This is a genomic window from Anaerostipes sp., assembly GCF_018381315.1.
In the GTDB taxonomy this organism is placed as follows: domain Bacteria; phylum Bacillota; class Clostridia; order Lachnospirales; family Lachnospiraceae; genus Anaerostipes.
In genome coordinates, this window is record NZ_JAGZSD010000009.1 from 77,802 (window position 1) to 100,004 (window position 22,203).

Sequence of the window (22,203 nt, forward strand, 5' to 3'; positions counted from 1 at the left end):
GCTCCTCTTATCATGTTCATAAATATAGGTAGGGGAGCTATCTAAACAGATGCCCCCCATTTTAATTCTTCATTATTTTTTTACAGCATTTCTGCAAACATCACAGTAAATTTTTCTTCTTGAGGATCAGTACCGCAATCACGCACACCGCAACAGAAAATGCACTGACTATAAAAAATCCTACAGGACTTCCCGAAAACGGCATTCCAACGGGATTCAGGTTCATTCCATAAAGTCCGGAAATCATGGTTGGGAGTTCCAGAACGATGGTGATAGCTGCAAGAAACTTCATCACCTGGTTTAGGTTGTTATCAATGATCGAACCAAACAGTGACATGGTGCTCCTTAAGATATTATGGTAAATATAGGTCATCTCCATCGCCTGTTTGTTCTCTATAATGACATCCTCCAAAAGTTCCTGATCTTCCTCGTAATGTTTAAGCCCGATATGTTTTCTGAGCTTTTCCAGCACTACTTCATTGGACTTCAGTGAGGTCGTAAAATACACAAGGCACTTTTCCAGGTCGTAAAGCTGTATCAAATCCTTGTTCCTGGAAGTCTCATGCAGGATCTCCTCCACTTCATTGGCCCGTCTGTCGATCATCCGCAGATGCATCAGAAACAGAGCCGCATTGTTGTAAAGAATCTGATAGACAAATCTTGTTTTCATATATGTATAAAAATTCGGAACCAGTCCGTCTGTGAACTGCTTTAAAATATTGGTTTCTTCCAGACAGACGGTAAAGACCACCTTCTCTGTGATAAAGATGCCGAGAGGAATCGTCTCGTACATCCGTTTCCCTTCTTCCTTCCGGACCACCGGGATATTGACCAATATCATCGTATAACTGTCTTCATGTTCAAGACGAGACCGCTCTTCCTCATCCAACGGCGCCCTCAGATCATCTAAATCAATCTGATACTTTTCCGCCACCATCTGCAGTTCCGCCCCGCTTGGATCCGTCATCATGACCCAGGATTCCCGCTCAATGCCAGTAATCTCCCTTAATTCTTTTGATCCCTCATAGGTTTTAAATATCCTGACCATGATTCCCCTCCTTTTGACAATATCACTATTATATCAACTGGAAAAGGAAACAGCAACCATTATTCAAATGGATACTTCATTCCCCACTGGGTTCTTACACTGCTTAAAATCTTCATAACATCTCTTGAAATTTCCAGGCTGTCATCCGAAAAACTGCCTGCCACTGTCCCTTCCATGGCTTCCACTTCATACACCAGCGCATCTTCTGTGTTTCCTGCTTCAATAGTCTCTGTGACACCGGTCTCTGTGTTGGTGATGGTAGCTTTTGATGCCCGCGGATATTCATACACTTCTATATATCCCTTATCCCCGGTAACAACACCCCTCTTAGGCTGTTTTGCCCGGATGGTCAGACAAATCACTGCCATCTGATCGGATTCATTTTTCAAAATAATCCCGGACTGTTCATCTACGCCGGTTTCCTGATACTGTACAGTGGTCAGGACAGTATTCGGCGCTTCATCCATAAATGTCCTTGCAAAAGTCGTTGCGTAACATCCAATGTCCAGGAGCGCTCCTCCTGCAGCTTCCAAAGCAAAGAAACGGTTGGTGGAATCATAACCTTTATTGCTCCCAAAATTGACCTGAACCATTTTTACCGTTCCGATGGCTCCCTGGCTGATTCTGCTCTTTAGCTCTTTGAACAGCGGCATATGGCTGATAGTCATTGCCTCCCGGACAGTAAGGCCCTTTTCTCCGGCCAGAGAAAGAATTTCTTCCAGCTGATGGTCATTGACTGTGATAGCCTTTTCACACAGAATATGTTTGCCGGCCTGGACTGCTGCTTTCATATTTTCGTAATGCTGGCTGTGGGGTGTTGCAATATAAACCACATCAACCTCTTTGTCTCCAAGCATCTCCTCATAGGTTCCGTAGACTTTCTCAACACCGTATTTCTCTGCAAATGCTTCTGTTTTTGCTTTTGTCCGGCTGCTGACTGCATAAATCTTTCTTCCCATTTTTTCAAATGCCTGCGCCATTTCGTTGGCAATCACACCGCATCCAAAAATTCCCCATTTCAAATCACTCATTTGCTTCTCCTTTCCCAAAAAAGAAAATATGTTTCTTATTTTGATTTTATCACGAAACTTTATTTTGTCAACCATTGCGTTGCTTTTTCTTTTTTTTCATATTACAATGGGGATACCAGATATGAGAAAGGAGCACGACAATATGGGTAAAAAATTGAAAAAGTTTATGAAAGTTGTGACTTTTATCATCTCCATCGGCGGAATTTTATATATCGCCAGAGACCAGATCAAAGCAATCATTGACAAGCTGAAAGAACTGAAGGACCAGGAAAAGGATGAGGATCTTGATGACTGGGATCCGGATGAGTTTGACGATGACGATATCTTTCCTGATTCAGCGGAAGACAGCCGCGATTACTTCTCCATCCATATCACGGACGAGGAAGCAGAAACAAAAGATGAAACATCTGAGGAAGAAACCTCTTCTGAGGACGAAAGTTCCGAAGATGATAAGACTTCTGAATCAACAGAAGAAGATGATAAAGAATAAAAAAATTCCTATGCTTAGTTTCAAGCATAGGAATTTTTTTATTCTTTACAGATCCATCTGCATGACGTAATCATCCATGATAAATCCATTTCCTATATCAGTTTTTACGGAGTCAATGGTCTTGAATCCTTTTGCTTTGTAGATCTCCAGGCTGTTCTGGTTATATTTATTGCATGTCAGATAGACAGCCCGTTTCCCATGTTCCGCTGCAAATGCCAGTGCTCTTTTTAAGAGTATGCTGGAACTTCCTTTTCCTCTTTGATCCTTATGCAGATACAGTTTGCTTAAAAACAAGCGGTCCCCATCCGGCTTCACGCCGCAGAATCCAGCCAATTCCCCTTGGTCATAACCAAGAAAATAGGTATACTGTTCTTCTTTTATGGCTTTTTTCAATGCATGATAACTTTGAAACTTTTCAACCATATAATCTATCTGTTCCTTTGAGATGATCGATACAAAATATTCATGCCATATCTCTGAGGCCAATTCTGCCAATGCTTGTATTTGCTCGTCTGTTTTGCATACTTTGATTTCCATGCTGTCACCCATCCTGTTATTTTATTTTCACTTTCTTTGCCTTGGAATAGCTTCCAAAGTATTTCTTGCCGCTGATTGTTTTATAAGCCCTTACTTTTACATAGTAAGTTTTCTTTCTTTTAAGCTTCTTGCTTTTATAAGAAACCTTTTTGCCGCTGGTATACTGCTTTACCCTTTTGTACTTTCCTTTTTTGCCTGTCCGGATGTAAATTCTGTAGCCGCTGGCACCGGAAACTTTCTTATATTTGATCTTTAGCCGCCGGCCGCTCTTTTTCACTGTGACTTTCGGCTTTCCCGGTCTTGTTCCGGATTTTAACGGCGCTGAGTATGGACTGAAATACCGGTATTCAAATACATTTCTGTATGCCCTGACTTTATAGTAATATGTTTTGCCGGATTTCAATTTTGAATTAGTATAAGAGGTTGTCTTATTTGAAACTTGTTTTAAATATTTATATCCTGAATTTTTTTTCGTGGAACGATAAATCCTATATCCGGTCACATCTTTTAGTGCCTTCCATGAAATTTTAAGAGAAGATGAAGTCCTGCTTACATGTTTAACGGTTGTCTTGGAACTAAGATACAGAGGATATTTTACATAAAAAGCCAATGGGAGTATATCAGCTTTCCCCCCAGCTATACATCCGTCTTCATAATTGATGACTAATTCCGGCAGGAAACGAATGACTGTATTATCGTTATAATATTCATAGTCTCCATTCTCTATAACCTTAAAAAAGTTGCTTTTAAGACGATTCGTATCTAAGACAATAGTAAATGTATTGGTTCCTCCCTCTGCATTTTGAGCAGCAGATCCTTTATATTCATATGTTCCATTTGAAAATTTAAAGTATCCCTTTGGATCCAATTTAAATGACTGTACAGGAACAGATTCATTTCCCTGATTTTTATAACTTACCTTTATCTCATTTTTACTTTTTGAGAGATCCAAAGTACCCAGGATTTTGGTTCCATAACTTAAAGATCCGCTCCATTGGCTGGCTCCGGTATTATGTTCATCATATTCACCCGGAGTATCGTACGCAAAGGGAATTTTCTTTATAATATTTCCTGTTGAATTATCCTTTATATAGATGGCTGTCCAATTCAGCTTAGGGTCGACTCTGTTTTTAGAAAAATTGACAGATAACTGAATTTTGCCGCCTGCATTCAAAACAGAAGCAGAAGGCGATACTTTAATATCAGTTTTTGCACCATTCTTGTCCTGCATCTCAGCTGAAATGCTGCTGTAGTTTATCTGCCCCTTATTTTCTATGGTAAATATCTTGTCCTGTCCTACTGCTATGGTATTATCTAAATTTCGTTCGGCTGAAAGCTGATACCAGGTCACAACGTTATTACTCTTAATGACTTTTCCTGTATAATTGGTTATTACAATATTTTGATCTTCATTTGTATCTTCCGCCTTCACCATGTTGATCTGGGTTATCACCAAACAGGCTGTCAGCAGTGCTGCCAGTATTCTTTTTATCTTCATCTTTTCTCCTCCTTTCCTCATATCATATCATTTTTCAGCAAAAAAAACCATGGTCTCCCATGGTTTTCCTCACAGCCAAAGCAGACTTGCCTGCTCTGTTTTCACCTTCCGGCTTCGATATTCTCCACCATCTGTTTTAGCTCGTCCACACTGAATGTATAGTGTGTGTTACAGAAATGGCAGTTCACTTCAATATCCTCGCCGTCCTTGATCATATCATTAATTTCATCTTTTCCCACGCTGATTACCGCTTTTTTTACACGCTCTTTGGAACAGTTGCAGGAAAACCTGGCAGGGATCGTTTCATAAAACTTTGTCCCGAATTCTCCAAGCAGTTCGTTCATCATATCTTCCGGTGTTTTTCCGTCCTCCAAGTGAGAAGTAACAGACTGAAACTCTGCAATCTTCTTTTCCAGAGCCGTGATAACTTCCTCAGAAGCATACGGCATCATCTGAATAATAAATCCTCCGGCATGCCGGACTGTATTGTCCTTATTCATCAGAACTCCCAGTGCTACGGAAGTTGGAATCTGTTCGCTGGCTGCAAAATAGTAGGTCAGATCCTCTGCAATCTCTCCTGATACAAGATGTGTCTGCCCGGAATACGGCTCTTTCATCCCAATGTCCTTGATAACCGTCAGAACTCCCAAGTCCAGTGCCTTGCCCACATCCAGTTTCCCTTCCTTGCTGGGCGGCAGCATCACATCCGGATTTACCACATATCCTTTCACATTGGCTTTGGAATCAGCAGTCACAGTGAGTCCTCCGATTGGCCCGCTGCACTGGATCTGCAGAGTAATCAGATCCTGTTCATTTTTACACATGCTGCCCATCATGGCACCGGCAGTCAGAAGCCGTCCCAAAGCCGCTGTGGCCACAGGGCTTGTGTTGTGTCTCTGTCTTGCCTCTTCCACTATATCTTTTGTATAAGCAGCAAAAAAACGAATCTGATCGTCTGCTGCCGTTCCTCTTACAATATAATCTTTCATTTGTCTACCTCACTATTTATCGTTGAAATAAAATACAGCCGTTCGCTCTCCGCATCCGGCTCCTTTAAACTGTCTGCATCCACAACTTCCTGGACTGAAAATCCTGCCGAATGCAGTGCACTGACAATTTCCTCTGTTTTATATGCTCTCTGAAAATGCACTTCCTCAAACTTCCGGTACAGCCCGGAATCACTTCGGATAAACAAAGTCAAATCATACTCATTGATCCTGTCCTGCGGGTCATAAAAATTCTGCCAGATAAAACTGCAGTCCTCGCGGTCTTCCGCAAATGTGTTTTCCGCCAGCAGGGTTTCATATTTGAAGTGAGAGTTCATATCAAACAAAAATACTCCGCCCTTTTTCAGATTTTCCCTCACCCGGCAGAATACCTGGATAAGATCCTCCGGCTCTAATATATAATTCAGGCTGTCACAAGTGCTGATCACCGCATCAGCAGGATGGAGCAGTGCCATCTCTCTCATATCCTGGCAGATATATGTGATTCCTTCCCCGTCAGAGACTGCGGCAGTCTCCAGCATTTCCCGGGAAATATCCAGGCCTGTCATCCGGTATCCATAGTCCCGGAGCACCTTCGTCATCTTCCCGGTTCCGCATCCTAAATCCAGGATCTCTGCGCCGTCCTGCACCTGATATTCAGTCAAAAAACTTCTGATATTTCTGCCCCACTCCTCATAGGGTGTCTGGTCCATAAATTCATCATAAACCCCGGCAAAACTTTGATAGCTTGTAAATTCATCCATTGATCCTACTCCTTACAACAGCGGCGCCAAAACGCGGAGTACACTCTGCATCAAACGCTTTACCATATTGCCCTGGCATTTCTCTTTCGTAATCAGTTCACACTGCCGGAATGTCTTCAGCATATCGATTTTTACTTCCGTAACTGCCAGACAGTGATACATAAAGACCCCATTCTCAAAATGCAGGTAAAGACTCCTGTAATCCATATTGATGGTTCCCACAGTAGCAATGACATCATCACTGACAAAACACTTGGCATGGATAAAGCCCGGTGTGTATTGATATACCTTGACCCCTGCTTCCACAAGCTGGGCATAATAAGACTGGGTCAGCAAAAAGACCGTTGGTTTATCCGGAATTCCCGGAGTGACGATCCGCACATCCACTCCCCTCTTGGAAGCCAGACAGAGAGCTGTCATCATCTCATTGTCAATAATCAGATACGGGGTATAAATATATACATACTCTGTAGCTGCATTAATAATGTTCAGATATACGTTCTCGCCTACTGTCTCCGTATCCAGGGGATTATCCGCATAAGGCTGGATAAAGCCGTCATCTACAAAACGTCCCTCGTGATGCCCGTGGGGAACAAACATGCCGTATCCCTCATCGGTCTTTCTGATCGCATTCCAGACCTGTAAAAACATCACAGTGAAATTCCATACCGCATCACCGATCACTTTAAGACCTGCGTCTTTCCAATAGCCAAAGCGCTCCTTCCGGTTAATATACTCATCTGCCAGATTTAAGCCTCCTGTATAGGCCGTATGCCCGTCAATCACCACTACTTTCCGGTGATCTCTGTTATTCCATGCAGTTGATACCAGCGGAATGATTGGGTTAAAAGCCACACAGGAAATGCCGTACCGTTCCAGTTCCTTATAATATTTATATGGCAGCAGATCCACACAGCCTACATCGTCATACATAAATCTGACTTCTACGCCGTCATCCACCCGCTCTTTCAGAATATCCAGAATCGTGTTCCACATATATCCTTCTTCCACAATGAAGAATTCCATAAAAATATAGTATTTGGCTTTTTTCAGGTCCTCAATCATTTCCTCAAACATAGATTCCCCTGACGGGTAATACTTGGCAGAAGAATTCTGATAGATCGGATATCCTCCGGAACCGTCAATATATTTTGCCTGGGTTGCCGCCTGGGGACTTCTCTGTTTAAGGTTGTTCATGACAGTTTCGTCCTGACGCAGCAAAAAGTCTGTCTCCTCCAAAGACCGTTCCAACTCCAGTCTGAGCTTCTTGGCCGGTTTTTTATTGCCCAGTGTCAGATATAGCAGACCGCCGAAAATAGGGAAAATCAAAATAGGGATCGTCCACGCCAGCTTATAGGCAGGATTTTCTTCCTTATTTACTATATAAATAACAACCGCTATGCTGACCAGCTGAAGACACCATTCAATCGGCTTTGAGTGTTCTCCTATGATCTGTGCCAGCCAGATCAGCCACAGTATCTGCAGTATGATGACCACACTGACAATCACAAGTCTCCTCAGCAGGACCTTCAGCATCTTCGATATAGCCTTTTTCATCACTTTAAAAAACTTCATAATCCCTCCTGCTGTCTAATCAATCTCCTATAAAATGAAAGAAGACCAGAAAATTCTGGTCTTACTATTCTATAATGATTTAAGGAACGGTGTCAAGAAGGCTTCTTGTCCTTTTTATATCCATCCAAAATGCTCACAGGCCTTTTTAATACCGTCATTGACATTGGTATCCGTCACATAATCTGCTTTGTCTTTTAATTCCTGGCATCCATTTCCCATGGCAATGGAGAGCCACTGGGGACTGAACATATCCAGGTCATTATAATCATCGCCGAACACCACAACATCCTCCAGCGGTCCGTTTAAATGCTGCATCATCTTGACAATGCCTTCTCTTTTATTGTCCGGCTGGAACATCAGATATTCAGGCTCAAACCGGAGATGTCCGATCAGGTTCTTTGTGGTGAGTGTCTCTTCTTCCTCTTTCGGAATGGCCACATAAATCTTATAGAAATCCTCAACCTCATGAAAATCCATAGTATCGTCGATGATATAGCGGGTAGGCTCTTTTCTTTTTCCCACCTGCCGCAGGAACAGATCATTGGTCATATATACGTCCTTTGTATCATCAATGGCAATGCACCATCCATATCCAAGCTTTTCTGTCTCTTCGATGATCTTAATGCACCCTTCTTTGTCGAGAGGAATATTTTCTACAAATTTGTTCTCAATGACAAATCCATTTCCTCCGTTGCATACCATGTTTTTAAATCCATTTGCCTGAATGAACAGCTCTGCCTTATAGTGAGCTCTTCCCGTGGCAATAGCTACAAAATGTCCGTTCTCTTCCAGCTTCCTCAGGGCCTCCAGCGCACTCGGCACTACCTGATTTGTAGAACGGTCTGTCAATGTTCCGTCAATGTCAAAAAAACAGTATTTCTTTTTCATAAGTACCCTCCATCTTGATATATTTCTCCTTCAAGTATGCCCCAGCACTTATAGCTTGTCAATCATTTTAGGCGACTTCATAAAGCCTGACATCATACACCCTCCGGCTGCTCCGGCTGCCAGAACCTCTTCTATGTTATGAGGCGTAATGCCTCCGATCCCATAGACAGGGACAGATACCGCTTCGGCTGTTTCTCTTAAAAATGAAAGGCCTCTGGGCGGAACTCCTTTTTTACAGTCAGTTTGAAAAATATGCCCGGCGATCACAAAATCCGCTCCCATTTTTTCTGCCTCCACAGCTTCCTCTACCGCATGGACAGAGGTGCTCACATGAGAAAACCCATCTAATTTTCCCTGGTTTTCCTGAAACACAGGAAAAGGCAGATGAATGCGTTTTGCCTGAAGTCTTCTGGCGGCTTCTATGTCATTGTGCAGGGTAAGGGAAGCTCCTTCCCTGCGGCAGATTTCCATGCACTCTTCGGCCAGCTGTTCATATTCTCTCCCCTTAAGATCCTTCTCCCTCAGTATGATTGTTTTTAAACCCTGTCCGGCCAGAGTACGGATAACCTCCAAAAAATCCTGTCCGCAGAGTTTCCTGCTGGTCACAGCGATCCATTGCCTGTTCATATGCCCTCCGTTTCTAGACTCTGACATAGTCCGTGTAGATTCCCTGCATTCCTCTCTGTGCAAGCATAGCAGCAACCTCATCCACACTTCTCGGATCAGAAATCATAAACTGTGCATCGCCTTTTTCCTCTTCCTCATGGCCGCCGACTCCTGTGCTGACGCCCGCCGAAATCTTGGTCGCTGCCATGCCTACCACATGATCTCTGAAGCCTGCCCGCTCCCTTGTAGAGATTGTGATGCCCGCAAACGGCATAAACAGACGATGGGCCAGCATTACCTGCAGAAGCTGTTTTTCATGGACATCTTTAGCATCGTTTGTCTCATTGTTTTTATACGGTCTGAGCCTCGGGACAGAAAAGGATACCTCCGCCCGTGGATACTTTCTCTGCAGAAGATATGCATGGATTCCTGAAGCAAATGCATCCTTTCTGAAATCATCAAGACCCAGCAATGCTCCGCAGCCCACACCTCTCATTCCGCCCTGCAGGGCTCTCTCCTGTGCATTCAGACGGTACGGGAAGACTTTTTTCGGTCCGCTTACATGCACCTCGTCGTAAGTTTTTGTATTATAGGTTTCCTGGTAAACACTGACAAAATCCGCACCTTTTTTATGAATGTATTCATATTCATCCACATCCATCGGATAAACCTCAATGCCAATGGTAGAAAAGTACTTTTTGGCCAGTTCAACTGCTTCCCCGATATATTCCACACTGGAGGCTTTCTTTGATTCTCCCGTGAGAATCAGAATTTCTTTCAGACCAGTCTTTGCAATCGCCTGGTATTCCTTTTCGATCTCTTCCATGGTAAGCTTTGCCCTGTGAATCTTGTTTGTACAGTTAAATCCGCAGTAGACACAGTGATTCACACAGTAATTGGCAATATAAAGAGGTGTAAACAGGCTGACACTGTTGCCGAAATGCTTCAGAGTTTCTTTCTTAGCCCTTTTTGCCATAGGCTCCAGCAAATCCATAGCTGCCGGAGACAGCAGGGCTTTATAGTCTTCTGTACCAATGGTTTCTCTTGTCAGTGCCGCTTCCGCATCCTGCCTTGTATACCTGTTATAGTCGTATTCCTCATATTCTCTTAATACTTCTTCTAATATTTCCATAACTCTAGTCCTCCAAAAATCCTGTCAAAGGGGAAGACGCATCTCCTCCCTGATCCAGCACACGCCCCAGTCCTGCCAGATAGGCTTTTCTTCCGGCATCTACTGCCATCTTAAATGCCCCTGCCATAGCTGTCACATCCTGTGCTGTCGCCACTGCCGTGTTTGCCAATACGGCATCTGCCCCCATTTCCATTGCTGCACAGGCCTCAGACGGTTTTCCGATCCCTGCATCCACAATCACAGGAAGATCGGTATCCTCGATCAGCATCTGTATAAAGTCTTTGGTCAGAAGACCTTTGTTGCTCCCAATCGGTGCCGCCAGAGGCATCACCGCTGCTGCTCCTGCATCTGCAAGATCCCTTGCTGTATTGAGGTCCGGGCTGATATAAGGAAGGACTGTAAACCCTTCCCGGGAAAGGATTTCTGTGGCCTTAACTGTCTCCGCATTATCCGGCATGAGATATTTTGTATCCCTGATCACCTCAATCTTTATAAAATCCCCGCAGCCCACTTCTTTTGCCAGCCTTGCAATTCTGACTGCTTCGCCGGCATTCCTGGCACCGGAAGTATTCGGCAGCAAAGTCACTGTATCCGGTATGTACTCTAAAATGTTGCTGGAGCCAGCCTCCTTCACTCTCCGCAGAGCCATTGTAACGATCTGTGCATCTGCCTCACGAATTACCTGTCCAGTCTTTTCAAGGCTGAACTTTCCGGTTCCGAGCAGAAACCTTGATGTAAATTCTTTTGTCCCGATTTTTAATGTATCCTTCATTTTTTATACCTCTTTTTCTCCTAAAATTAATCGAATTGCCATATTTGCCTCATGTCCGGCACATATGCTGACTCTTGCTGCAGTCAGAGATTCTGTTTCTGATATCCCATGGATTCCGTCCCCGCATACATAAAGGCGTTCCATTTTTTTGTCTGTCCGGATCAGGTTGGAACTGTAGGAACCGGCCATTCCGTTTCCTGAGATCACAAAAGCTTCCGGCAGCTTTGAAAGTACTCCGCTTACAAGCACTGCTTTTGATTCCGGCGTATCAAACGCCTCACATATAATCATATAGGGTTTAAACAGCGTACCTACATTTTCTTCTGTCACTCTTCCATCAAAGGTTTCCAGCTCTATCCACGGATTCACCTGTCTGATCAGTTCCTGTAAAGCATCCGTTTTTTTCATTCCCATCTGGGAAACCGTATAGGCCTGCCGGTTTAAATTGGACGGGTCCACTGTGTCAAAATCTGCAAGAAACAGTTTTTTAATCCCTGTCCTTGCAAGCATCAGTGCAATATTTGAACCCAGGCCCCCAAGTCCTGCCACAGCCACACATCCCTCCCGAAGCCTGTTCCGCACCTCCGGTGTCTGGCGTCTGACCAGTTCAAGTTCAAACTGTTCTCTCGTCAGCATCTCAGCCTCCTCCTACGAAACTGACAATCTCCAGAGTGTCTGCCTCCGTGAGCAGGATTTGTCCATACTCAGACTTCGGGGCAATCTCCCCGTTCCTTTCCACTGCAATATGCTTTAACTGATACCCTTCCCCCAGAAGAAATTCTTCCAGGCTCTTCTTATGCCCAAGGGGCATTTCTTTTCCATTGACACGCATAATAATTCTCCTTTCTCTTTTCCAAGAGCCAACAATCGAACAAAGTGGGCACGCCCACCTCATCTCCCCGAACCCTTCACTTTTTGAGGGGCTTGTTCACTTTGCGCGCCAAATGCGATTTGCCACAGGCAAATAGATTCCTTGCGCATTTGTGCGCATCCTGCACGGAGTGCTTTTATTTCATGGGACGCACTTTCCCATGAAATAAAAAAAGATGAAGCGTAAGCTCCATCTCTGTGTTCTATCGATTGAAAACTCCCTACGCTAGTGCTAACTAACAGGTTCCATGAATCTTCAGGTTATACCTTCTTCTCAGCCGATAACATCGGTTCTCCAGTTTTACTTGTTTATGAAATTTGTCATGCAGAATTATGATCTGCCTTACGAAAAATTATTATAATCCTGTTTGCCTGAAAATTCAAGCAGGAATTTTGCCGTTTGCGTTGATTTCATTGCTTCTTGCGCTTTTTTCTCCCCGAAACAAGCTTTGTGTGATAAAAAGAATACATCATAACATTTGCTTTTGTTACACCGGATATTCATGGTTGGGCAGCAACCCTGCAAAGCGCTTTTTCATTTGATTCCAGTACACACATAGTAAAATGAATTCGATAATGATTGTCCCCCAATGATTAAAGATCGTTGCTATAAAGAAATGCAAATTCCTTAGTTCAAAATAACCTTTAGTAAATCTAAATGAAACAAAGTGGAATCTCCTCCATCCATGTGGGCAAAACAGATGTTCATGATCTCAGGCCATCCTTAAGAAGTTATCCATTATTTCTTAGGGTATGGCTTTTTCTTTTATCCTTTCGGGTCAGCGGCAGAAAACTTTCTGCCCGCCGATATACTTGGCCATAATATGCTCATTTTGGCTGAGGTACATGGCTCTTTCCATCCTCTGTTCTATATCAGGATCAAGAGCAGTCCTAATCGTCACATCATCAAGGATCACAGCGTCAAATTCACAGTCCGGCTCAAAGCTTCCTGCTTTTCCAAAGAAGCTTCCGCCTCCTTTCGTCCCCAGGTAAAAAGCCTCCGATGCTGACAGCGGCTTTTTATCCTGATCCAGATACCGCCAGTACATTTTGGAAACCTGAACAGCATCAGTCATCGCACGCAGTATGGAGAGAGAAGCCCCTCCTGCAATATCTGTCCCAAGCCCTACATGCAGTCCTTCTTCCATCATCACCCGGACCGGAGCAATTCCCGAAGACAGATTCAGATTTGACTGCGGACAGTGTGCCGCATAGACCCCTCGCTTCTTCATCAGTGCTCTCTCCTCTGCCCCTGAATATACGCAGTGGGCCATAACTGTTTTCCCATGATTTCCGAACAGCTCAAAGCGGTCATAGGCATCCCCATAGAATTCTGACGTGGGTGCCAGGTCCTTTACCCATTCCACCTCTCCCGGGTTCTCCGATAGATGGGACTGCAGATAAATACCAGTTTCTTTCTGAAAATCTTTCAGCTGCTCCATGAGGCTGTCAGAACAGGCAGGCAGAAATCTCGGTGTAAGAATAGGACGGATCCCGGTTCTGCCTTTCACTGATTCATACCACTCTCTTGTATCTTTTACCGATGTTTGAGCATCCTTTTCCCTGTAGAAATCCGGGCAGTTCCGGTCCATATTGACTTTTCCGGCAAAGCCTCTGATGCCTGCCTCTTCAAGCATATCCATGAGCAGGACTGTGGCATCCCTGTGGATTGTGCCAAAGACATTGACTCTTGCTGTGGCGCTCTGTCTCAGATCTTCTGTAAATATTTCATACGCTTTTTTGGCGTATTCTATATCCTTGTACTTGGACTCTTCCGGAAATGTATAGGTTTCAAGCCAGGAAAGCAGTTCCATATCCATTCCCATTCCTCTGAATGAGTACTGGGGTGCATGGATATGCAGATCACAGAGTCCCGGAAAAATAAGCTTCCCGCTGTAATCTTCAACTCTGATGCCTGAAAACTTTTCCGGAAGTTCCTTCCATATCCCGCTTACCCTTCCGTCCTCACAGACTAAATAACTGTCTCTGTAAGTCTCAAACTTTTCAGGTGAAGGGGTAAAAATAATATCTCCTTTTAAGGCAAAATTCTTCATAATGATTACTCCAATACATAAAAGAACAAATTGGGCAGGCACACACCTCGTGCTTTTTTATTTCATAGGGAGGTTTGGAGAACTTTCCTATGAAATAAAAAAGTTATTCCCTTATTAAACAAGGGAATAACTCATAGTCCGGCTTTCGGAAGCCTGGTAGAAACTCCCGGGCCATTATCCCGGGAATATATAAGTCTTAGGTGCCTTTAATTACACGGTTATCATACCAAAGTACATTTCTGCTGTCAATCGTTTGTATAACCGCCCTAATCTTCTGCTTCCTGTGCCTTTTGTCTCTTTCTCTTGGTCATCAGCCCGCCGATCCTTCCGGTCTCACTGGCAGAAAGTGCTTTCCAGCCTTCCTCCCTGACCTTATCAGCCAGTCCGATCTCCACTGCGATTTCATATTTTAAACGCTCATCTTCTGTCATCTCTTCGTATGATTTTTCAATAAAATCTTTTTCCTTAGACATCATGTACTCCTTTCTTCTTATCCGCCCGGCTTCTGTGCCGGTTACATATAGGATAACCAAAGAAAGGCCTAATCATTCATCTGTTCTATCACAATATGTCCTGATTCATTCTCACTTACTTTAATTTTATCTTTTACTGCTGAGATGTTTGATGTGCCTGCCAGCAACGTTGCGGCCAGGGCAAATGTTAAACTCTTCTTCATCAATTCTTCTACCGAAAGCGTTGCCTTCTCTGACATGGTCATCACTCCTTTTCTTCATGTCTGTTCCTTCTTTGCTTTCCATGTTTTAATGATAACAGACAATTGTGACTTCCCTATGCCCAGTTTCTTAAAAATAGCTGATATTATGTTAAATAATTATAAACTGATGGCCTTCCTCAGAGGAACTGAATAAATATAACATTCTTTGACTTTTTTTTGCTCCATCTGCTCCAGTGCCTTTTTGTAGTATTGAAGCTGTGCCCTGTACCTGGAAACAAGAATTTCTTCTTCCCCCGGCTTCACACGGTCTGTCTTGTAATCCACCAGAACAAGCTCATCCCCTTCTTTAAAATACAAATCTATGATCCCCTGCACTACAACATAATCGTTACTTTTTGCTTCCGGCTCCATCTCACGGAACTTTACACCCATGACAAACTGTGCTTCCTTATATTCTTCCTCTCTTTCTGCCGCTTTCCTGATTCTATGGCCCAGGTCCGAATTCAAAAATGCCATAATGTCATCTTGCGGGATCAAGGGTTCCATGCCTTCCTCAATTTTTCCTTCCGCAGCCCACTGACGGACATGTTTCTTGAGAAGCTCAGGCGTATACTCAGAAGAAAAGTCCAAAAGTTCCATAACCTTATGTACTGCCGTTCCCCGGGAAGCCGGAGAGACCCCCGCTTCCTGTTTTAAAAATTTCGGATAGACAGGTTCAGTTTTTGTTTCCGGCTGATATGCTTCTTCCGGTTCTGCCGCCTGGGACATTCTTTTAATCTCTGACACAGAATATTTCAGCCTCCCGTCCCTTTCCCTTTTATATGGATATTGATAAGCAAAGGCACGTTTCATAGCCTGCGCCTCCTCTGTCCCTGACATGGCTTCCAGCTCATCGGTCAGCATCCCTTTGTCCCTGCAGGATGTAAAGATTTCTTCTACCCTGTTCAATGCCATATCTTCCTCTGAAAAGAAACGGACTTCAAACGGACTGCTGTCCATATTTCCGGCTGCCATAAGAAGCCATTCCAGATAGGACCGCGCACTGAGAAGATCCACATAGGAAATAGTATTTCCCTTCCTGATCTGATGGTTATTTCCCTGGACTCCTGTCATGATCAGCTTCTCTTTTGCTCTGGTAAGGGCCACATACAATACCCTGAGTTCTTCCCCAAGCGAATCCTTTACAAGCTGTCTGGATATCATTCCTTTCATGATTGTGGGCTGTTTCGTTCTCTGCTTAATATTTACAAGATCCGGGCCTATATAATAATCAGGATGGAATAAAATGCTTCCGCTGGTGTCCCTCAAATTAAACTTTTTATGGGTTTTGGAAAGAAATACAATGGGATATTCCAGACCCTTGCTTTTATGAATACTGGTAATCGTGACCAGATTCTCATTTCCGCCCAGAGGATTGGCCTCACCAAAATCCATGTTATATTCTTTGCACTGTTCCATGTAGCGTATAAAATGAAATACCCCTTTATAACGGCTGGCTTCATAGGATTTGGCCTGTTCCACCAGCATCAGCAGGTTGCCCTGGCGCTTGGCTCCCTGAGGCATGGCACCGGCGTAATGATAATAGCCGGTCAGATCAAACGCCATCCAAAGCAGTTCATGGAGGGACAGATAGGTTTTGGCTTCTCTGAGCCTGCCAAGCACCGACAGAGCTTTGCAGGCTTTTTCATTTTCCTCCTGAATTTCTGTCAGGCAGTCATACAAATGCTTTTTATTTCCCCCAAGCTTTAATCTGGCCAGATCTTCTCCCGTCATTCCCACCATAGGGGAACGGAGAAATGCCGCCATTTCTATGTCCGCATACAGATTGTCCACTACTGTGAGAAGGCTCAGGACAACGCGGACTTCCACGGTGTCAAAGTATCCGCTCTGACTGCTTGAAACAGCCGGAATCCCGGCATCCATAAGTACTTCCTGAATCTTTTCTGCATTTCCTTTGACTGAACGAAGCAGAATCACAATATCTCTGTATTCTGCCTTCCTGTACATTTCACTTCCATTTTCATCCTGGTCCAGCACCATCTGGGGTGACGGCCCGTCCACCAGTTTTTTGATCCGGTCTGCAATCATCCTTGCTTCCAGCACATCCTTGTCATCCTCAGAGGCATCCGCCCAGTCCCTGCTTACTAAGAGCAGCTCAGCATTTCCGCCGGCTCCTTCTGCTTCTTTATAAGGAAAACTCGGAACCAGTGCCACATCTTTTGTATATTCGATATTTCCAAGGGAAGCGTGCATAATCTGATAGAAGATGTCGTTTACGGTGTAAAGAACTTCTCCGCGGCTTCTGAAATTGTTTCTCAGCTCAATGAGTTTTGCATCCTTTCCGTCCGCCTGATATCCGTGATATTTTTCAATGAACAGCTCCGGCCGTGCGAGACGGAAGCTGTAAATACTCTGTTTTACATCCCCTACCATAAAGACGTTATTACCGCCAAGACTCCGCATAGAAACACTGGTAAGAATCGCATCCTGAAGAAAGTTGCTGTCCTGGTACTCATCAATATAAATCTCATGGTAATATTCTGCTTTCTCTCTGGCAATCTCACTGACAGACGGAATTCCGTTCTCATCAAAACCATCTGTCAAAAGCTCCAGGGCCAAATGCTCCAAATCACTGAAATCCAGCAGATTGTCCAGCTTTTTCCGTTCCATGAATCGATGGTAAAACCGCTCCGTAAGACTGATAAAACCTTCCATAGGCCGGCGTACCATACGGATCTGGCGGATGATCTCACTCTCCGGTTTATAAAAATAACTGCTTCTGACAGAGTCAATCAGCCCATAAGCCTTTTTTCTTAAATCTTTGCAGTATTCCTGAAGATCAGAATCAATAACATCGGTTTTTTTCTTTCTTCCATTCAGCCGGGGTTTTGAAAAATCCAGGAACACTTTTCCAAAGTCTTCATAAGTTTCCGCCTCCTGAAACTGCTCCATAGCTTCTAAATCTGCAGAGAGAGTCGGCAGATAGAAATAGGGGCCCTGCGGGGCTGATGCGGCCTCTTTTGCCGCTTTTATGACTCCACAGGCGGATTCTGCCACTGCCTTTGCATCTTTTAATATCTCTTTCATCCAGACCGCCTGTGCAAGTTCCTCCTTTGTGCGGATCTGAAAGCCTTCTCTGGCCTCAGACAGCCATCCAAGAGGATCAATATGGCTTCTGGAACTCTCATAGAGGCCAAGAACATAGTCCTTGAGACGGTCGTCGTTTTTGCCCGGAATGTAGCTTTCAATAAACTCTACAAAAGCATCGCTCTGCTCCCCGTAAGCTTCTTCTAAGACATCATCCATGACTTCCAGCTTCATAAGCTCCATCTGTCCCTGGTCCCCAATGGCAAAATTAGGATCCAGGTCAAGTTTATAATAATAATCCCTGATCAGATTCAGGCAAAAGCTGTGAATCGTTGTGATCTGGGCCTTGTGGATCAGTGACAGCTGGCGTATGAGATGTTCATTTTCCGGCTCCTCCTCCACCTTCTTCTCAATAGCTTTTCGGATTCTTTCTTTCATTTCATTGGCCGCCGCATGAGTATAAGTCACCACCAGCAGCCGGTCCACATCTACCGGATCGTTTTTGGCAGAAATCTTTTCAATGATCCTCTCCACCAGAACCGCCGTCTTTCCCGAACCTGCCGCGGCAGATACCAAAAGACTGCAGCCTCTTTCCTCTATGACCTGCTGCTGTTCTTTAGTCCAAGGCATCGTCTGCCTCCTTTCCTTCCCCTAATAACTCCTTTGCCTCCGCAAGTCCGATCTTTGCAAGCTTTCTTGGTTTTGTAAGCTTAGGCTCATATGCACATACACTTTTAAACGCACAGTAATCACAGGGCATTGTCTGGTATTCGTAAGGCTTTATAGAAATATCCCCGTCCATCATGGCTTCTCCCAGCTGCTTCATCTTTTCTTCCACCTTCTGCCCCAGGTTTTTGAATTCATTGGTATTCAGCAGCGCTGAGCCCTTTTTGTAACCTGCTTTTGTCCTTGTCACCGGGAGGGTGACAATCCCGTACTCATCCTCCTGCTCCAGATGTTCCACAAGACCAAATTCCTCATTTACCACGCCTCTGAGCTGGAGATTTTTTAGAACCTCCATCTCAGGCTCTCCGTCATTCTTTGGCGCAATCACAGGGTCATCCACATGAAAATAAAACATTCCGGCCGGAATCATACGCTTTCCCGGATGCTTTTTCCCTTCCAGCTCCAGGATCGCATTCATATACACAACCAGCTGTACCTGAAGGCCATTCAGTATTTTAGTAAAATCAAACTGCATATTCCCGGACTTATAATCAATGATCTTCAGATAAAGATTTTCCTCGTCCTCATAACAGTCCACCCGGTCAATCACACCGGTAAACTTCATCTTTGTGCCGTCCTTTAAGGAAAGATTCGCACATGAAAGACCGTCATCTGCAGAAAAGCCCAGTTCATATTCATATGGGGTAAACTCACCCCTTTTGATCTGCTGCTCTACCGCCCAGACTGCCCGCCTGGCCATTCTTTTGATTCGTTCTTTTGTATATTTATTCCGGCTGCTGCTCTCAAAAATCTCTTTCTTATCCGGATCTTCATCCAGGGCACGCTCTACCAGAGAATCTACAAAACGGTCCCTCTCTCCGTCGGTTTTCCAGTCCCAGCTTCCTTTCTCCCCCACAAACTGAAGTGTCCGGTGAAATACCTGTCCCATGTCCATCGGAAGAATCTCGTGGACCAGACGTTCTCTGAGTTTAAGCCCATACTGTAAAAAATGGGCAAAGGCACAGCCTGAAAACTTTTCCACGCGTGTTACACTGTTTTCCAATTCTTTTCCGTATAGAAGCGCCGTCAGATGCCTGTCCAGATTCTCTTCCTCATTGTTGTAGAAATAGGCGTCCAAATACCGGGCAGCCTGATTCATTTCTTTTAATACCTCATAAAGAGCTGCCATTTCCCGTCCCGGTTCTTCTTCATCGAGATTCTGCAGCATCTCTATAAACCGTTCTTTAGCCTCACTGACTGAATAAACTGTTTCCTCTGTCTTGTCCTGTTCCCTTAAAATTCCCGGAAAAATCTTTCCGATTCTCCCCAAGATATAGGAAGGCGCTTTGCTCTCGCCTGACGGGTCCATAGAGGCATAAGTGAGATAGAGCCTGTCTTCCGGCTTAGATATAGCGAGATATAAATAATACTGCTCCATGTAGGCCTGGTTTGCTGCTCCGGGAGCCAAAGAGATACCGGCTTTTGACAGCTTTTCTCTCTGGGAATCCGTCACAAGGCCTCCGCCGGAGGATGGTTTCGGCACCACTCCCTCGTTCACACCTGCAAAAAATAAGACCTTCACGCCCTCCACTCTGGTCCGCTCTATATCGCCTATAATCACCTGATCCAGCCCCGGCGGAATAACCCCTACGGTCATCTCAGAAAGCCCTGTTTCCAAAACTGCGCAGAATTCATCAAAGGACAGCTTTTCCTCACCGAGAATATCTGCCATCTGGTCCATGATGTTTAAAACCTCTCCATAAATCTGATCATAGGTTTTGGCCAGAGCCAGAAACCCTCCACGCTCAAATTCCTCTTTTCTGCGTTCCATCTGTCCCTGAATATCAAGTGTGAGAAAAAAATCATGCAGACATGTAAGCCTTTCCAGAACTGTAGCTCCGCGTTTTTTGATTCCTTCTTTCAGAGGCCCAGTCTCTTTCATAAAGGCCTCTCTGGACTGGTTTATCTGCTTCATTTCTTCCCTGGTAAATGCCCTGCTCTTAAAAGGCCTGTTCCATCCCGCATAACCTCTGATACCTGCGGCCACCACAAAATTCTCCAGCAGATCTGTCTCTTCCGGAGCCAAAACAGAAAATCCGGATTTTAAATACCTGAAAACCATATCGTAAGAGTAATCCATCTGAATCATTTTCAGGGCTGACAGTATCGTCTCCACACAAGGGTTGTTCCGAAGGGCCCTGTTTCCGTCTATAAAACAGGGAATGCCGGAATCCGCAAAGCATTTTTCCAGCTCCGGCTGATATGTCTCCATATCTCCTGTCAGTACAACAATGTCCTTATACCGATAGCCCTCTTCCCGCACCAGCTGTTCAATACATCCTAATATAAACCGGCTTTCCTCCTTGGGATTCTTCAGCCGGCAGATCTTGATATCCTCTGCCTCTTTTCTGTACACATGAAACGGATACCGGAACAGATTCTGTTCCAGATGGCGCAGTTCACCGGATCCCATATTCTCCGGGTGCAGCAAAACATCAGGCAGTATCCTTACTCCCTGCTCCTTCGCCATCTGCTTCAGATGATAAATTTCCTTCTTAGGCAGTGCAAATAATTCATATTCCCTGTACGGTCCGCGCGACCGCTCCTCGTCAATGGTAAATGCCGCCACCACCTTTTTTGCATGAGGCAGAAGCTTCTTTAATACCTTGTTCTGTATCGGCGTAAATCCGGTAAATCCGTCAATATAGATGACAGAATTTTTAAGCTTCTGTGACTCGGCGATCTTTTGGGCCAGCACATCCAGAAGCTGTTCTGACACCAGGTACCGGTCTTTCATGTACTCCTCAAACTTTGCAAGAACCAGGACGATATCCTTCATTTTAAAAGTCAGGCTGTCATGATCCTCAAAATTCTCCAATGCCTGCTTTAGCTTTTCTATAGAAACGTCATACTGATAGGTTTCTGCAAAAAAGGATTTCATCTCATCTATAAATCCCTGCTTCTCCATGCTGGAACAGAATACGAGAAGATCATTCCTGCACTCACCCATGACCTTTCTTATGACCATAGACTTCCCTTCATCTGCCAGAAGCTCTTTTGGAATGTATGACAATTCCTCAAACACCCGGTACGAAAGACGGTAAAATCCCACCACATCAATATTCATGGTCCCATGGCTGGGATGTCTTGTGACCAGTTCTCTCTGTGCATTCAGTGTAGACTGGTCCGGAACCAGAAAAAAGAAATTGTCATTCCTGTTTTCCATGGACTCTTTTATCATCTGTTCGTAAATGTAACTTGTTTTTCCTGTGCGACCTGCGCCCAGGACACACTGCAGTGCCATCGGCTTCCTCCTGTCTTGTCATTTTATCGAACGTCTTTTCTCTATTTTTATTTTTCATTATAGTGAGTTTCCCGGATAAGATCAACATATGATTTCTTTTTACAGATCAATTTTATATCTGCCGGACTCCCTGTGTAATAAAAAACGGTCCAGTGCCATATTTTAATAAATGAGCAGCAGCATCAATCATAATTTTTTTATTTATTACATATAAATAGT

The 22,203-nt window shown here is 44.3% G+C and carries 19 protein-coding genes and 1 riboswitch; of the genes, 1 reads left to right on the forward strand and 18 read right to left on the reverse strand.

Annotated elements, in window-relative coordinates:
* Positions 1-100: 100 nt before the first annotated feature.
* Both KH180_RS09015 and KH180_RS09020 read right to left on the reverse strand, forming a co-directional pair.
* Complete coding sequence (locus tag KH180_RS09015) at positions 101-1,048, reverse strand: magnesium transporter CorA family protein (RefSeq protein WP_290759445.1); 948 nt, start codon at positions 1,046-1,048, stop codon at positions 101-103.
* A gap of 59 nt (positions 1,049-1,107) precedes the next feature.
* The gene (locus KH180_RS09020; protein ID WP_290759448.1) at positions 1,108-2,079 is read right to left on the reverse strand and encodes a Gfo/Idh/MocA family protein; all 972 of its coding nucleotides are present in this window, start codon (positions 2,077-2,079) and stop codon (positions 1,108-1,110) included.
* Between the two features lie 142 nt (positions 2,080-2,221).
* Here KH180_RS09020 and KH180_RS09025 point away from each other — a divergent pair, with 142 nt between their 5' ends.
* The gene (locus tag KH180_RS09025) at positions 2,222-2,569 is read left to right on the forward strand and encodes a DNA-directed RNA polymerase subunit delta (protein ID WP_290759451.1); all 348 of its coding nucleotides are present in this window, start codon (positions 2,222-2,224) and stop codon (positions 2,567-2,569) included.
* A gap of 45 nt (positions 2,570-2,614) precedes the next feature.
* On the opposite strand, the gene KH180_RS09030 is transcribed toward KH180_RS09025, so the two are convergent.
* The 16 genes from KH180_RS09030 to KH180_RS09105 all read right to left on the reverse strand — a co-directional run bounded on the left by KH180_RS09030 (position 2,615) and on the right by KH180_RS09105 (position 21,984).
* Entirely contained in the window at positions 2,615-3,106 is a 492-nt protein-coding gene (locus KH180_RS09030) for a GNAT family N-acetyltransferase (protein WP_290759453.1), read from the reverse strand.
* A gap of 16 nt (positions 3,107-3,122) precedes the next feature.
* Positions 3,123-4,604: a fibronectin type III domain-containing protein gene (locus KH180_RS09035; protein ID WP_290759456.1), complete on the reverse strand. Its 1,482-nt coding sequence runs from the start codon at positions 4,602-4,604 to the stop codon at positions 3,123-3,125.
* Positions 4,605-4,705: 101 nt separating this feature from the next.
* Positions 4,706-5,593, reverse strand: coding sequence for an Hsp33 family molecular chaperone HslO (hslO, locus tag KH180_RS09040; protein WP_290759459.1), 888 nt, complete (start codon positions 5,591-5,593; stop codon positions 4,706-4,708).
* Positions 5,590-6,354, reverse strand: a complete 765-nt coding sequence (locus KH180_RS09045) for a class I SAM-dependent DNA methyltransferase (protein WP_290759461.1) — start codon at positions 6,352-6,354, stop codon at positions 5,590-5,592. The genes hslO and KH180_RS09045 overlap by 4 nt, the downstream gene beginning before the upstream one ends.
* A 12-nt stretch (positions 6,355-6,366) precedes the next feature.
* Complete coding sequence (gene cls / locus KH180_RS09050; RefSeq protein WP_290759464.1) at positions 6,367-7,929, reverse strand: cardiolipin synthase; 1,563 nt, start codon at positions 7,927-7,929, stop codon at positions 6,367-6,369.
* A 114-nt stretch (positions 7,930-8,043) separates the two neighbouring features.
* Positions 8,044-8,817 (reverse strand): HAD hydrolase family protein, encoded by a 774-nt coding sequence (locus tag KH180_RS09055; RefSeq protein ID WP_290759466.1) that lies wholly within the window; start codon positions 8,815-8,817, stop codon positions 8,044-8,046.
* 48 nt (positions 8,818-8,865) lie between these two features.
* Positions 8,866-9,444, reverse strand: a complete 579-nt coding sequence (locus KH180_RS09060; protein ID WP_290759468.1) for a thiamine phosphate synthase — start codon at positions 9,442-9,444, stop codon at positions 8,866-8,868.
* A 13-nt stretch (positions 9,445-9,457) separates the two neighbouring features.
* Positions 9,458-10,555, reverse strand: a complete 1,098-nt coding sequence (gene thiH / locus KH180_RS09065; RefSeq protein ID WP_290759470.1) for a 2-iminoacetate synthase ThiH — start codon at positions 10,553-10,555, stop codon at positions 9,458-9,460.
* Between the two features lie 4 nt (positions 10,556-10,559).
* Positions 10,560-11,327: a thiazole synthase gene (locus KH180_RS09070; protein ID WP_290759472.1), complete on the reverse strand. Its 768-nt coding sequence runs from the start codon at positions 11,325-11,327 to the stop codon at positions 10,560-10,562.
* Positions 11,328-11,330: 3 nt separating this feature from the next.
* Positions 11,331-11,963 (reverse strand): thiamine biosynthesis protein ThiF, encoded by a 633-nt coding sequence (thiF, locus tag KH180_RS09075; RefSeq protein WP_290759476.1) that lies wholly within the window; start codon positions 11,961-11,963, stop codon positions 11,331-11,333.
* A 1-nt stretch (position 11,964) separates the two neighbouring features.
* On the reverse strand, positions 11,965-12,159 hold the full coding sequence (thiS, locus tag KH180_RS09080) for a sulfur carrier protein ThiS (RefSeq protein WP_330624499.1): 195 nt from the start codon (positions 12,157-12,159) through the stop codon (positions 11,965-11,967).
* Positions 12,160-12,976: 817 nt separating this feature from the next.
* A complete protein-coding gene (locus KH180_RS09085) occupies positions 12,977-14,251 on the reverse strand; it encodes an amidohydrolase family protein (protein WP_290759479.1) in 1,275 nt (424 codons plus the stop codon).
* Between the two features lie 114 nt (positions 14,252-14,365).
* A riboswitch (purine riboswitch) is annotated at positions 14,366-14,464 on the reverse strand.
* Between the two features lie 53 nt (positions 14,465-14,517).
* Entirely contained in the window at positions 14,518-14,724 is a 207-nt protein-coding gene (locus tag KH180_RS09090) for a small, acid-soluble spore protein, alpha/beta type (RefSeq protein WP_290759482.1), read from the reverse strand.
* Positions 14,725-14,792: 68 nt separating this feature from the next.
* Positions 14,793-14,963: a hypothetical protein gene (locus KH180_RS09095; RefSeq protein WP_290759485.1), complete on the reverse strand. Its 171-nt coding sequence runs from the start codon at positions 14,961-14,963 to the stop codon at positions 14,793-14,795.
* A gap of 120 nt (positions 14,964-15,083) precedes the next feature.
* Entirely contained in the window at positions 15,084-18,644 is a 3,561-nt protein-coding gene (addA, locus tag KH180_RS09100; RefSeq protein ID WP_290759488.1) for a helicase-exonuclease AddAB subunit AddA, read from the reverse strand.
* A complete protein-coding gene (locus tag KH180_RS09105; RefSeq protein ID WP_290759491.1) occupies positions 18,631-21,984 on the reverse strand; it encodes a PD-(D/E)XK nuclease family protein in 3,354 nt (1,117 codons plus the stop codon). The genes addA and KH180_RS09105 overlap by 14 nt, the downstream gene beginning before the upstream one ends.
* Between the last annotated feature and the right edge of the window lie 219 nt (positions 21,985-22,203).

Coding starts and splice junctions, on each gene's coding strand:
- KH180_RS09035 (WP_290759456.1), bottom strand. CDS start 4,604: ATGAAGATAAAAAGAATACTGGCAGCACTGCTGACAGCCTGTTTGGTG.
- thiF (WP_290759476.1), bottom strand. CDS start 11,963: ATGCTGACGAGAGAACAGTTTGAACTTGAACTGGTCAGACGCCAGACA.
- KH180_RS09045 (WP_290759461.1), bottom strand. CDS start 6,354: ATGGATGAATTTACAAGCTATCAAAGTTTTGCCGGGGTTTATGATGAA.
- KH180_RS09025 (WP_290759451.1), top strand. CDS start 2,222: ATGGGTAAAAAATTGAAAAAGTTTATGAAAGTTGTGACTTTTATCATC.
- KH180_RS09105 (WP_290759491.1), bottom strand. CDS start 21,984: ATGGCACTGCAGTGTGTCCTGGGCGCAGGTCGCACAGGAAAAACAAGT.
- KH180_RS09095 (WP_290759485.1), bottom strand. CDS start 14,963: ATGTCAGAGAAGGCAACGCTTTCGGTAGAAGAATTGATGAAGAAGAGT.
- KH180_RS09015 (WP_290759445.1), bottom strand. CDS start 1,048: ATGGTCAGGATATTTAAAACCTATGAGGGATCAAAAGAATTAAGGGAG.
- KH180_RS09055 (WP_290759466.1), bottom strand. CDS start 8,817: ATGAAAAAGAAATACTGTTTTTTTGACATTGACGGAACATTGACAGAC.
- thiS (WP_330624499.1), bottom strand. CDS start 12,159: ATGCGTGTCAATGGAAAAGAAATGCCCCTTGGGCATAAGAAGAGCCTG.
- KH180_RS09030 (WP_290759453.1), bottom strand. CDS start 3,106: ATGGAAATCAAAGTATGCAAAACAGACGAGCAAATACAAGCATTGGCA.
- KH180_RS09020 (WP_290759448.1), bottom strand. CDS start 2,079: ATGAGTGATTTGAAATGGGGAATTTTTGGATGCGGTGTGATTGCCAAC.
- hslO (WP_290759459.1), bottom strand. CDS start 5,593: ATGAAAGATTATATTGTAAGAGGAACGGCAGCAGACGATCAGATTCGT.
- KH180_RS09090 (WP_290759482.1), bottom strand. CDS start 14,724: ATGTCTAAGGAAAAAGATTTTATTGAAAAATCATACGAAGAGATGACA.
- addA (WP_290759488.1), bottom strand. CDS start 18,644: ATGCCTTGGACTAAAGAACAGCAGCAGGTCATAGAGGAAAGAGGCTGC.
- thiH (WP_290759470.1), bottom strand. CDS start 10,555: ATGGAAATATTAGAAGAAGTATTAAGAGAATATGAGGAATACGACTAT.
- KH180_RS09060 (WP_290759468.1), bottom strand. CDS start 9,444: ATGAACAGGCAATGGATCGCTGTGACCAGCAGGAAACTCTGCGGACAG.
- KH180_RS09085 (WP_290759479.1), bottom strand. CDS start 14,251: ATGAAGAATTTTGCCTTAAAAGGAGATATTATTTTTACCCCTTCACCT.
- KH180_RS09070 (WP_290759472.1), bottom strand. CDS start 11,327: ATGAAGGATACATTAAAAATCGGGACAAAAGAATTTACATCAAGGTTT.
- cls (WP_290759464.1), bottom strand. CDS start 7,929: ATGAAGTTTTTTAAAGTGATGAAAAAGGCTATATCGAAGATGCTGAAG.